Genomic DNA, 12,894 nt, shown 5'->3' on the forward strand with positions numbered 1-12,894 from the left:
CGAACTTCACGTGCCCGTCACCCGGACGGCACGTTCACCGACCCGTTGCCTGCCTCAGCACCTCCCGACTCTGAAGACACCGATGATGCTATGACTTCTGCCTGCGCCGTATGCGTGCAAACCAAGAGCAAGGATCGACCATGAGTCCGCAAAAGAAAGCTGCACCCGCGCCAGAACCGACCGAACCGTCGCGTATTCGCGAAGGCCTGCCCTTCCCGCTTGGCGCCACCTGGACCGGTTTGGGTGTGAACTTCGCACTGTTTTCCGCCAATGCCACCAAGGTCGAACTTTGCATCTTCGATGCCAGTGGCGAAGAGGAAATCGAGCGCATCGAGTTGCCCGAGTACACCGACGAGATCTACCACGGCTACTTGCCCGACGCCCACCCAGGGCTGATCTACGGCTACCGTGTGCATGGCCCTTACGACCCCGAGAACGGCCACCGTTTCAACCCCAACAAGCTGCTGATCGACCCCTACGCCAAGCAGCTGGTAGGCGAACTCAAGTGGTCCGAGGCCCTGTTCGGCTATACCATCGGCCATCCCGATGGTGACCTCAGTTTCGATGAACGCGACAGCGCTCCGTTCGTGCCGAAGAGCAAAGTCATCGACCCGGCCTACACCTGGGGCCGCGACCATCGCGTCAGTGTGCCGTGGGACAAGACCATCTTCTACGAGGCCCATGTGCGCGGCCTGACCATGCAGCACCCTGCCGTGCCTGAGTCCCTGCGCGGGACCTTCGCCGGCCTCGCCGTGCCGGAAGTGGTCGACCACCTGAAGAACCTGGGGGTGACGTCGATCGAGTTGCTGCCGATCCATGGCTTCGTCAACGACCAGCACCTGTTGCAGAAAGGCCTCAACAACTACTGGGGCTACAACAGCATTGCGTTCTTCGCGCCGCATTCGCGCTACATCGCCAGCGGCAAGATAGCCGAGTTCAAGGAGATGATCGCGCACCTGCACGACGCCGGCCTGGAAGTCATTCTCGACGTGGTCTACAACCACACCGCCGAAGGCAACGAGCAAGGGCCGACGCTGTCGATGCGCGGCATCGACAACGCCTCCTACTATCGCTTGATGCCCGAGAACAAGCGCTATTACATCAACGACTCAGGCACCGGCAACACGCTGGACCTGAGCCATCCCTGCGTGTTGCAGATGGTCACCGACTCGCTGCGCTACTGGGCCTCGGAAATGCACGTCGACGGTTTCCGCTTCGACCTGGCAACCATCCTCGGCCGCTACCACGACGGCTTCTCGGAACGGCACAGCTTCCTCGTCGCCTGTCGCCAGGACCCGGTGCTGCGCTCGGTGAAGCTCATCGCCGAGCCGTGGGACTGTGGCCCCGGTGGCTATCAGGTGGGCGGCTTCGCGCCGGGTTGGGCCGAATGGAACGATCGCTTCCGCGACACCGTACGGGCGTTCTGGAAAGGTGACGACGGCCAGCTTGCCGACTTCGCCGCGCGCATGACCGGCTCGGGCGACATGTTCAACCAGCGCGGTCGTCGGCCCTATTCTTCGGTCAACTTCATCACTGCGCACGATGGCTTCACCCTGCGCGACCTGGTGTCGTACAACGACAAGCACAACGAAGACAACGACGAAGACAACCAGGACGGCACCAGTAACAACGTCTCCTGGAACCACGGTGTCGAAGGCCCCAGTGACGATCCGGAAATCATCGAACTGCGCCTGCGCCAGATGCGCAACTTCTTTACCACCCTGTTGTTCTCCCAAGGTACGCCGATGATCGTCGCCGGCGACGAGTTCTCGCGCACGCAGGGTGGCAACAACAATGCCTACTGCCAGGACAGCGAGATCGGCTGGGTCAACTGGGAGCTCGACGAAGACGGCAAGAGCCTGCTGCGTTTCGTCAAACGCCTGATCAAGCTGCGCAACAGCTACCCGATCCTGCGCCGCAATCGCTTTCTGGTCGGCGAGTACAACGAAGCCATCGGCGTCAAGGACGTGACCTGGCTTGACCCGCTGGGCAACGAGATGACCGCCGAGCAATGGGAAGACGCCCATGGCCGCTGCCTGGGGATGATGCTCGATGGCCGCGCGCAGCCCAGTGGCATTCGCAAACCGGGCGCCGATGCGACCCTGCTGCTGATCGTCAATGCTCACCATGACGTCGTCAACTTCACCCTTCCCGAAGTACCGGAAGGTGAATACTGGAATTGTCGCATCGACACCAACCGCCCGGACCTGGGTGAGCATGAGCGTCTGGAATTCGGCAGCGAATTCCAGGTGACCGGTCGCTCGATGCTGATGTTCGAACTGCACCGGGATGTCGAAGAATGAAACCGACCCTGACCGAGGCTCTGACCTGGCCGGCGCAGGGTTACGCCGACACTGCAGCGCTGGGCAAGGAACTGCGGCGGCTGTGCGCCTCGGGCCTGGACAGCCTGCCGCTGCCCGCCGGTGGCGACACTTTGCAGCGCTGGCAGTGCCTGGCGGCCGTGGCCGGGCATGATCTGGGCCTGTGCAAACTGTACGAAGGCCACACTGACGCGTTGGCCATCATGCAGGAACTGGGCGCCGATCCCGCGCCCGAGGGCTCGATCTGGGGCACTTGGGCCTCGGAGCCGCCCCAGGCACGGGTGATGGTTCGCCACGAAGGTGACCGCGTGCTGCTCAGCGGCCGCAAGGCCTGGTGTTCGGGCGCCAGCGTCGTCACCCATGGCCTGCTTACGGCCTGGGATGACGATGGCCAGCAACAACTGGTCGCGGTGCCGATGGACCAAGCCAACCTGTGCGTCACCGACGACGGCTGGAACGCCGTGGGCATGGCCAACACCGGCAGCGTCGAGATCCTGCTGGAAAACGCCGAGGGCTGGTGCGTCGGAACCGCAGGAAGCTACCTCAACCGCCCCGGTTTCTGGCTGGGCGGCATCGGCATCGCCGCGTGCTGGTTCGGTGCCGCCCGTGAGCTTGGGCGCTATCTGGCCCAGCACTGCCATGCCCGGCCCGAACCTCATGCACTGGCGCACCTGGGCGCAGTGGACCGGGCATTGGCGGCCTGCATTGCCGTCCTGCGCCAGGCCGCCATTGCTGCCGACCTGCAGCCCGATGGCCATTTCGAGCATTCGGCGCGACTGTGCCGCGCGGTGGCTGAACAGACCGCCGACACCGTCATCAGCCATGTCGGCCGCGCCCTGGGCGCGGGGCCGTACTGCAAGGATCCTCATTTCGCCCGGTTGATCGCCGATCTGCCGGTATACCTGCGACAGAGCCATGCCGAGCGCGACCTCGCTGCGCTGGGCCAGTTGCTCGGCGCCCCCACGACGCGGACCTGGAGTTTATGAAAGAAAACCCTATCGTAGGCCAGGGCACGCCCCTGCAGGCCTGGCGCGGCTCGCGGCACTTGGCCGAACTGCCATTGATCGACGCCCAGACCCTGGTACCGGCCGGCTCGCGGGCGGTGATCATCGCCCCGCATCCGGACGATGAAGTGCTCGGTTGTGGTGGGCTTTTGCAATTGCTGGCAGGGCTGGAACGGCAGATCCTGATCATCTCCGTCACCGACGGCAGCGCCAGCCATCCGGGCTCGCAGACGTGGCCCGCCGAACGCCTCAGCGCCGTGCGGCCGCAGGAGAGCGCCGAGGCGCTGCACCGGTTGGGCTTGCCGTTGCACAGCCTGCAATGGATTCGCGGAGGCTTTGCCGACAGCGGTGTGGCGCACGAGGAGCAACGCCTGACCGAGTTCATTCAGCGCTACCTCAAGCCCACCGATGTGGTGTTCAGCACCTGGTGCAACGATGGCCACACCGACCATGAGGCGGTAGGCCGTGCGGGCGCAACGGCGGCCGCGGCTGCTGGCGCGAGCCATCATGAACTGCCGGTCTGGACCTGGCACTGGGCGCAGCCCGAAGACGATCGGATCCCATGGCCGCGCGCGCGCAAGCTGCCGCTGGACAAGGTGATGGTGGCGCGCAAGAGCCATGCGGTGCATGCCTTCGCCAGTCAGCTGGAAGGCGACCCACAGATAGGCCTGGCGCCTGTGCTGCCCCCCTACGTTCTGGAGCGGTTGCTGCAGCCGTTCGAGGTGGTGTTTCTATGAGCGGACAAAGCGTCGACAACCAGTATTTCGACAAGCTCTACGAGGGCAACGACGACCCCTGGGCCATGCGTCATCGCTGGTACGAGCGGCGCAAGCGGGCATTGCTGCTCGGTTGCCTGCCGCAGGAGCGCTATGGCGCGATCTTCGAGCCCGGTTGTGCCAACGGCGAGACCAGCCTGGCACTGGCCACGCGCTGCGACGCCCTGCTCAGCTGCGACATGAACACCCGCGCGGTGGGCCTGACCCAGGCGCGCCTGAGCGACATCGCCCACGCCCAAGCGCGACAGGCTGCCCTGCCCGCCGACTGGCCAGGCGAACGCTTCGACCTCATCGTCCTCAATGAACTGGGTTACTACCTGAGTCGCACCGACCTCAGCCAGGTCATCGAGAAAGCTCGTGCTTGCTTGAACCCCGGAGGCCAAGTGGTTGCTTGTCACTGGCTGGCGAGCATCGAGGGTGCGCCGCAGACGGCCACGCAGGTCCACGAACAGCTGCACGCGGAATTGGGCATGCACCGGCTGGTGGAACACAGGGAGGGTGATTTTCTACTGGAACTGTGGAGCTGCGAGTCGACGACCGTCGCCCAGCACGAGGGATTGCGCTGACCCTTGGAACACGCAGACTTGATACTCAGTCGAAAAAAAGGGGCTCCGTTAAGGAGCCCCTTTTCATTACCGTCAGCCCTGGATATCGGCCCGCGTAGGACGCAGGATCAATACACCCAGCGGTGGCAGGTTGAGGCTGATGGCGTGAGGTTGGCCATGGCTGCCCTCCTCTTCGGCGAAGACCTTGCCGCCGTTGCCGTAGTTGGAGCCAGCGTACTGCTCGGCGTCGCTGTTGAGCAGCTCTTCCCACTCGCCACCGAAGGGCACGCCTACACGGTAGGCCTCGCGCGGAACCGGCGTGAAGTTGGCCACCACCAGCACCGGCTCGTTATTGGCACTCCAGCGCAGCCAGGCAAAGACGCTGTTGGTGGCGTCGTCGCCGATCAACCACTGGAAGCCCTCGGGCTGGCAGTCCTGCTGGTGCAGTGCCGGTACTTCGCGGTACAGCCTGTTGAGGTCGGCGATCAGCTGCTGAACACCCTTGTGTTCGGAGTACTCGGTGAGGTACCAATCCAGCTGATGATCGTGGTTCCACTCCCGCCACTGGCCGAACTCGCAACCCATGAACAACAGCTTCTTGCCCGGATGAGTCCACATGAAGCTCAGGTAGGCACGCAGGTTGGCAAACTTCTGCCAGCGGTCACCGGGCATCTTGTCGATCAGCGAGTGTTTGCCATGCACGACCTCATCATGGGAAATCGGCAGCACGAAATGTTCTGAATAGGCATAGACCAAACCAAAACTGAGCTGCCCGTGATGATGCGGCCTGTGGACCGGATCGTTCTGGACGTAGTTGAGCGTGTCATGCATCCAGCCCATGTTCCACTTGTAGTCGAAGCCCAGGCCGCCTTCCTGTGTGGGCTGAGTCACGCCCGGCCATGCGGTGGACTCTTCGGCTATCACCATGGCCCCGGGTGCTTCCTGTTTCACCACGTCATTGAGGTGACGCAGGAACGCGATGGTTTCCAGGTTCTCCCGGCCGCCGTACTCGTTGGGCACCCATTCCCCTGCCTTGCGCGAATAGTCGCGGTACAGCATCGACGCCACGGCATCGACACGCAGGCCGTCGATATGGAACTGCTTGAGCCAGTGAACCGCGGAGGCAATCATGAAGCCATGCACTTCAGTGCGGCCCAGGTTGTAGATCAGCGTGTTCCAGTCTTGATGGAAACCTTCCAGCGGGTTGTCGTATTCGTACAGCGCAGTGCCGTCGAAACGCGCCAGGCCATGCTCGTCGGTGGGGAAATGCGCCGGGACCCAGTCCAGGATCACACCGATTTCAGCTTTGTGGCAGGCATTGACGAACGCCGCGAAGTCTTCCGGCGTGCCATAGCGGGCCGACGGCGCGAACTGCGACAGCGGTTGATAACCCCACGAACCGCCGAAGGGGTGCTCCATGATCGGCAGCAGCTCGATGTGGGTGAAGCCCATCTTCTGCACGTACGGAATCAGGCGCTCGGCCAGTTCATGCCAGTTGTAGGGACGAACCACCTCGCCTGCTTCGTCGAGCTCGCACATCCATGAACCGGCGTGCAGTTCGTAGATCGACTGTGGTGCACCCAGCGCGTGGCGCTCGGCGCGGATATCCAGCCAAGCGTTGTCGTCCCAGGCGAACTGCATCGGCTTGGCCACCCGCGAGGCGGTGGACGGCGGCAACTCGGTGCACAGGGCAATCGGGTCGGCCTTGAGCGGCAGAATGCCGTGCTGGCCAAGAATCTCGTATTTATACGGTTCGCCAGGCTGCAGGCCGGGGATGAACAACTCCCAGACGCCGGCCGGGAAGCGTTGGCGCATTGGATGACGGCGACCGTCCCAGACGTTGAAGTCACCGACCACCGAAACCCGTTTGGCGTTCGGTGCCCAGACGGCGAAGCGCACGCCCTGCACGCCTTCGATTTCGATGAACTGGGCGCCGAAGACGCTGCCCAGGTTGCGATGCTTGCCCTCTGCAAACAGGTAGATGTCCATGTCGCCGAGCAGATTGCCGTAGCTGTACGGGTCTTCGCTGACCTGCACCCCCCCGGCCCACTGCACGCGCAGCAGGTAGGGTTGGCTTTGCTCGATATGGCCGGTGAACAGCCCGGGCACGTCGCCCTGGTCGAGGGTCGTCAGTGGATGCCCCCCGTCCTTGGCCAATACCTGCACGCTCAGGGCCGTCGGCAGGTAGGCACGGATGTAGCTGCCTGTGCCGCCATCGCTATGGGCACCCAGAACCGAGAACGGATCGGAATGGTCGGCACGGATCAGCGCCTCGATATCGGCTTTTGCCGGCAACGCGCCGGAATCGCGCTTGCCATGTTCGCTGTGCGCACTCATTGCTTATTCTCCCTCGTACTCAAGAGCCCGAACAGTCCGTGCAAGGGCACGGCCAACCAGCTCGGGCGATTCTCCGCTTCATAAGCGATCTCGTAGGCAGCCTTTTCCAGGCTGAACAAATCCAGTGCCGCGCGCGCGCCGTCCGGGTCCTGCCATTGATGTGGCACGGCCTTGGTCGCCAGGTCGTAGGCGCCGATGAACGCATGGCGGGCCTCGGCCAGGTAGCGCTGGGCCACGCGCTGGCGCGCCGATGCTGCTTCCTCGGAGGCATCGGTGCTTTGTACATTGCGGATCGCCATGGCCGCAGCGTAGTCGAACGAACGCAATACGCCTCCTACATCCTTGTAAGGACTGTATTTGGCGCGGCGCTCTTCGAGTGGCCGTGCAGGCTCGCCCTCGAAGTCGATCAGGTAGGCATCACCCTGCACCACCAGCATCTGGCCCAGGTGCAGGTCACCATGGACCCGCATGATCAGACCGCCAGTGGCCTGCGCGCTGAGGCGCTCGACCTGGGCCAGCAACTCTTCGCGTCGGCCCAGCAGCTCGGCCACCAAAGCCTGGTCCTGCTCGGCAAATTCGGCGCGGCGCTGCTCGAGCAGGCCAAGCGCCCGCTCGACCTGGCTGGCGATGCTTGTAGCCCAGCCTTGGGCATCTTTCTGGTTGCTCACCCGGGCGAGGAAATCGGCCTGGGCGCCGGACGCCGCCAGGGCGACGTGCATCTCGCCCAGGCGCTGGCCGAGCATGCCGGCAAAGTCTGCCAGCTCGCCCAGTGCGTCGTAGCGCTGGCCTTGTTCGGAATGGGCGAAGGCCATCTCGTCGCGAATCGCGCGCTCGAGGTTGTTCTGGGTCCATTCCCAGGCGTCGCCCTGATTGTTCAGGTAACCCTGGGCAATCATCAGCAAGTGCGGTGTTCCGCTGGCATCCACACGGCTGACGGACCCCATCAGCGGCGAGATGTTGGCGTAGCCCGCGGCGGTCAGGTAGGCACCCATTTCCAGCTCTGGATGGATGCCACCGCTGACGCGGCGAATCATCTTCAGCACCAGGCTGCCGCCAACCACGACCGAGCTGTTGGACTGCTCGGCCGACAGGTAGCGGATCACCGAAGTCTGGTCGAGATTCAGGGCCGTCAGATGCTCGGTGGCCTGGAAGCGGATCTCGCCTTCGCCGGTCGCCAGCGTCTTCTCGACCTGAAGCCCTTCGATCACCGAGTGGATGAAGTTTTCCAGGACGAAGGCGTCGGTGATCAGGCCGACTTCACGGCCGCGACGAACGCGCGACAGCGCCAGTTGCAAGGGCAGCGGCGAACCGCTGTGCTCCTCGGGAATGAAGCCGAACGGAAACTGGTAGCGGCTGGTCTGGCCACCGGCAGTGACCTCCAGCTCACTGAACAGCACCGGGCTTTGCGGCGTGCCGAAGCGCACGCCGTAGGCGATGCGCAGATTGTCGATGGCCACGTCCTTGCCGCCGAACCAGCGTCGCTTGGGCAGGTACTGCAGCAGAGAGGTGTTTTCCAGAGTGCTGCGCGACGGCTCGTCGAGCAACTCCTCCATCCGTTGTTTCAAAACCAGGGTCTGGAAGTCAGGCATGCTTTGGGCCGGTTCGACGTGCCAACTCGGCATCTGGGTTTCGCTGGCCAGCAGGAACCAATAGAAGCCGTAGGGTGGCAAGGTCAGCAGAAAATTCAGCTGACCGATGGGTGGGAAGGCGCTGCCGCCGAGCATCTCTACCGGCACCATGCCGGCGTACGGGGACAGATCCAATTCAGCCGCTTGGGCGGCACGCGAGACGTTGGCTACGCACAACACGATCTCGGTCTTGCCATCGCTGCCGGTGTATTCACGCACGTAGGCCAGGATGCGGCGGTTGGTCGGCGTGAGCATGGTCAGGGTACCGCGGCCGAACGCTTTCTGCTGACGGCGCACGGCGAGCATGCGCCGGGTCCAGTTCAGCAGCGAGTGCGGGTCGTTGGCCTGGGTCTCGACGTTGACCGACTGGTAGCCATAGAGCGGATCCATGATCGGCGGCAGCACCAGGCTGGCCGGGTCGGCGCGCGAGAAGCCGCCGTTTCGGTCGATCGACCACTGCATGGGCGTGCGCACACCGTCGCGGTCACCCAGGTAGATATTGTCGCCCATGCCGATTTCGTCACCGTAATACAGGGTCGGTGTGCCGGGCATGGACAGCAGCAGGCTGTTGAGCAATTCGACCCGGCGGCGATCACGTTCGAGCAGCGGCGCCAGGCGACGACGAATTCCGAGGTTGATCCGCGCGCGGCTGTCGGCCGCGTAGTAGTTCCACAGGTAATCGCGCTCACGGTCGGTGACCATTTCCAGGGTCAGTTCATCGTGGTTGCGCAGGAAGATCGCCCATTGGCAGTTGGCTGGAATGGCAGGCGTCTGGCGCAGAATGTCGGTGACCGGAAAGCGGTCTTCCTGCGCCAGTGCCATGTACATGCGTGGCATCAACGGGAAATGGAACGCCATGTGGCACTCGTCGCCGTTGTCGCCGTGAGCATCGCCGAAGTACAGCTGGGTGTCCTCTGGCCACTGGTTGGCCTCGGCCAGCAGCATGCGGTCCGGGTAATTGGCATCGATCTCGGCACGGATCTGCTTGAGCACCTGGTGGGTCTCGGGCAGGTTTTCGTTGTTGGTGCCGTCGCGCTCGATCAGGTACGGGATGGCATCCAGGCGCAGGCCGTCGATGCCCATGTCCAGCCAGTAGCGCATGACGTCAATGACTGCTTTCATCACTTGCGGGTTGTCGAAATTCAAATCCGGCTGGTGCGAATAGAAACGGTGCCAGAAGTATTGGCCTGCGACGGGGTCCCAGGTCCAGTTGGACTTCTCGGTATCGAGAAAGATGATCCGCGTGCCGTCGTATTTCTCGTCGCTGTCGGACCACACATAGAAATCGCGAGCCTTGGAGCCCTTCTTGGCCTTGCGCGCGCGCTGAAACCAGGGGTGCTGGTCGGAAGTGTGGTTGATAACCAGCTCGGTGATCACACGCAAGCCGCGCTTGTGCGCCTCGCTGATGAAACGTCGCACATCGGCCAACGTGCCGTAGTCCGAGTGCACCGCCTTGTACTCGGCGATGTCGTAGCCGTCGTCGCGACGCGGCGACGGGTAGAACGGCAGCAGCCAAATGGTATTGACGCCCAGATCGGCGATGTAATCGAGTTTGGCGATCAACCCCGGAAAGTCACCGATGCCGTCGTTGTCGGAGTCGAAGAACGACTTGACGTGGACCTGATAGATAACCGCATCCTTGTACCAGAGCGGATCATCGATGAACGCTTGCGACCGAGGCTTTTTCGCCATTGTGGATTCCCTGTAGTGAGCAGCGTGTCTGGAGCGGCTGGACATCGCCTGGAGCAGCGTAAGACACCGAGTGCGGCGTACGACGTGGCGCTTGCCTACGGCTGTACGCGTGTGATCCTCCAGATGCCGAATGGTTGATAGGCAGGGTCGATCCGCATGAACTGATTCTTGCCGTGCCACGTCCAGCGATGCCCGGTCATCAGGTCTTCGCCGTTGGTGGCCGCATCGTCGTCCAGGCCCAACTCCCACAGCGGCAGCTCGAAATGGGCTTCCTGGACGTTGTGTGGATCGAGGCTCACGGCGACCAGCACATAGTTGCTGCGGTCAGCGGTCCGCTTGCCGAAATACAGGACGTTATCGTTGTAGCACTGAAAGAACTCGACGCCCAGATGTGTTTGCAGCGCCGGGTTCTGACGGCGAATCCGGTTGAGCTGGGCGATCTCGGCAATGATGTTGCCGGGGGCGGTGAAGTCACGCGGGCGGATCTCGTACTTCTCCGAGTCCAGGTATTCTTCCTTGCCAGGGATGGGCGCCGATTCACACAGTTCGAAACCCGAATACATGCCCCACAGACCGGAGCCCATGGTCGCCAGCGCGGCGCGGATGAGGAACCCGGCGCGGCCGTTGTCATGCAGGAAGAACGGGTTGATGTCCGGCGTGTTGACGAAGAAGTTCGGCCGGTAGCAGTGCGCCCACGGTGCCTGGTTGAGCTGGGTGAAATAGGTGGTCAGCTCCGGCTTGGTATTGCGCCAGGTGAAGTAGGTGTAGCTCTGCGAGTAACCGACCTTGCCCAGGCGCGCCATCATGGCTGGCTTGGTGAACGCCTCTGCAAGGAACATCACGCTGGGGTCCTTGCTGCGGATATCGGCGATCAGCCATTGCCAGAATGGCAGCGGCTTGGTGTGCGGGTTGTCGACGCGAAAGATCTTCACGCCTTCCTCGACCCAGCCCCACACCACGTCGCGCAGCTCGGTCCACAGGCCCGGCACTGCGTCGGCAGCGTAGAAGTCGACGTTGACGATGTCCTGGTATTTCTTCGGCGGGTTTTCCGCATAGCGGATGGTGCCGTCCGGGCGCCAGCTGAACCAGCCCGGGTGCTCTTTGAGCCACAGGTGGTCCTGGGAGCACTGGATGGCGAAGTCCAGCGCGATTTCCAGACCGTGCTCGGCCGCCGCGGCCACCAGCCTGCGGAAGTCTTCACGCGTGCCCAGCTGCGGGTGAATGGCCTCGTGCCCACCCTCGGCGCTGCCGATGGCATAAGGGCTGCCTGGATCGTCCGGGCCGGCGGTCAGGGAGTTGTTCGGGCCCTTGCGGTGAGCGCGTCCGATTGGATGGATCGGCGGGAAGTACAGCACGTCGAAGTTCATGTCGCGAATCATCGGCAGACGGCTGTGCACGTCATTGAAGGTGCCATGACGAGCTTTGTCATCGGTGATCGAGCGCGGAAACAACTCGTACCAGCTGGCGAACTGCGCGAGTTCGCGTTCTACGTCCAGGGCATATTCGACACTGGAGCAGAGGAACGCGCGCGAGTCCGCCAGGGACATCAGGGCCTGGGTGTCACGCTGCAACAGCAGCGCGACCTTGGCGTCCTGATCCAGCCCCTGCAATTCGTCGTGCAACTGGCGCAGTTGGCGTGCCAGGGTATCCTGGCTGCGGCTGGCGGCCTGCTCGAGGTGCACGCGGCCTTCTTCAAGTTCCAGGTCGATGGTCACGCCAGCTGCGTACTTCTTTTCCAGTTCGTAGCGGTAGCTGGCGAACTGGTCGATCCAGGCGTCGATGCAATAGGCATGGGTGCCGACGCTGTCGACGACCAGCTCGGCTTCCCAGCTGTCGTTGCCCAGCTCGCGCATGGCAGTGCTGTGCCAGGTGTCGGTGCCCGCCTCGTGCCAGCGCAGGACCACGGCCAGCTTGTCGTGACCGTCGGCGTAGACCTTGGTGCTGACCGTGACCGTCTGGCCGACGATGGCCTTGACGGCGAATTGACCACCGTCAATGACAGGCTGCGTGTCTTCGATCACGATCCGAGGCAGCAGCAGCGCCTGGGACAGGCTCAGCACGTGGTCTGGCGTCTGTTCGTAGGTCGCGTTCTGGTCCGCTTGGAAAGTCTGATCAGCCGTCATCGAGCCTCGCTCCTGTGCGTCACCTGGACGCTGTTGTGCTTGTGCAAGCGGTGAAGTGAACCGGGTTTGTCTTTCGCTTAGGTTCGGAGCCAAGCCTCGAGGGAAAGTTCATATGCTTTTACACGTTGCAACGCGCTTGGACGGACCGAAATCGTTGTAAACGATGTCTACCACAGGCATATGTCCATTACCTACCAGAGGCCGCCCCATGAACCTTCCTCTTCCGCCTGAATCAACGGATCCGAACATCGACGAACCTCCCCTGCCGGACGTGCCACCCACGGTGCCTCAAGACGATCCGGACGGTGTCCCGGTGCAACCGACCGTGCCACCCACCCCGATTGGCGACCCTCCCATCGACCCTGCGCCGATCCAGGCCTGAACCCGGCACGCATCACCGGCAAGCCATGTGCGCATGGCCTGCCGGCTGTGCGCACCGCTGTGGCATAGTGCGGCCCTCGCCCATGG

General features: G+C 63.1%; 8 protein-coding genes. 5 read left to right on the forward strand and 3 right to left on the reverse strand.

What is annotated here, in order from left to right; all coding sequences use genetic code 11:
* Positions 1-140: 140 nt before the first annotated feature.
* Genes glgX through ONG87_RS11285 form a run of 4 tightly spaced genes read left to right on the forward strand, consistent with a single transcriptional unit; the run spans position 141 to position 4,667 of the window.
* Positions 141-2,303: a glycogen debranching protein GlgX gene (gene glgX, locus ONG87_RS11270; RefSeq protein WP_264381256.1), complete on the forward strand. Its 2,163-nt coding sequence runs from the start codon at positions 141-143 to the stop codon at positions 2,301-2,303.
* Entirely contained in the window at positions 2,300-3,307 is a 1,008-nt protein-coding gene (locus ONG87_RS11275) for an acyl-CoA dehydrogenase family protein (RefSeq protein ID WP_264381257.1), read from the forward strand. Before glgX ends, ONG87_RS11275 begins: the two co-directional genes overlap by 4 nt.
* Positions 3,304-4,062, forward strand: a complete 759-nt coding sequence (locus tag ONG87_RS11280) for a PIG-L deacetylase family protein (RefSeq protein ID WP_264381258.1) — start codon at positions 3,304-3,306, stop codon at positions 4,060-4,062. The genes ONG87_RS11275 and ONG87_RS11280 overlap by 4 nt, the downstream gene beginning before the upstream one ends.
* A complete protein-coding gene (locus ONG87_RS11285) occupies positions 4,059-4,667 on the forward strand; it encodes a bifunctional 2-polyprenyl-6-hydroxyphenol methylase/3-demethylubiquinol 3-O-methyltransferase UbiG (RefSeq protein ID WP_264381259.1) in 609 nt (202 codons plus the stop codon). Before ONG87_RS11280 ends, ONG87_RS11285 begins: the two co-directional genes overlap by 4 nt.
* 72 nt (positions 4,668-4,739) lie before the next feature.
* On the opposite strand, the gene glgB is transcribed toward ONG87_RS11285, so the two are convergent.
* The 3 genes from glgB to ONG87_RS11300 form a co-directional block, all read right to left on the reverse strand.
* Positions 4,740-6,983: a 1,4-alpha-glucan branching protein GlgB gene (gene glgB / locus ONG87_RS11290; RefSeq protein ID WP_264381260.1), complete on the reverse strand. Its 2,244-nt coding sequence runs from the start codon at positions 6,981-6,983 to the stop codon at positions 4,740-4,742.
* Positions 6,980-10,303 (reverse strand): maltose alpha-D-glucosyltransferase, encoded by a 3,324-nt coding sequence (gene treS / locus ONG87_RS11295; RefSeq protein ID WP_264381261.1) that lies wholly within the window; start codon positions 10,301-10,303, stop codon positions 6,980-6,982. Before treS ends, glgB begins: the two co-directional genes overlap by 4 nt.
* 95 nt (positions 10,304-10,398) lie before the next feature.
* Positions 10,399-12,426, reverse strand: a complete 2,028-nt coding sequence (locus ONG87_RS11300) for an alpha-1,4-glucan--maltose-1-phosphate maltosyltransferase (protein WP_264381262.1) — start codon at positions 12,424-12,426, stop codon at positions 10,399-10,401.
* 208 nt (positions 12,427-12,634) lie between these two features.
* On the opposite strand from ONG87_RS11300, the gene ONG87_RS11305 reads away from it, so the two are divergent.
* The gene (locus ONG87_RS11305) at positions 12,635-12,808 is read left to right on the forward strand and encodes a hypothetical protein (RefSeq protein WP_264381263.1); all 174 of its coding nucleotides are present in this window, start codon (positions 12,635-12,637) and stop codon (positions 12,806-12,808) included.
* The last annotated feature ends 86 nt before the right edge of the window (positions 12,809-12,894 follow it).

Origin of the sequence: Pseudomonas sp. MM227 (assembly GCF_947090715.1) — a bacterium.
Classification (GTDB): domain Bacteria; phylum Pseudomonadota; class Gammaproteobacteria; order Pseudomonadales; family Pseudomonadaceae; genus Aquipseudomonas; species Aquipseudomonas baltica.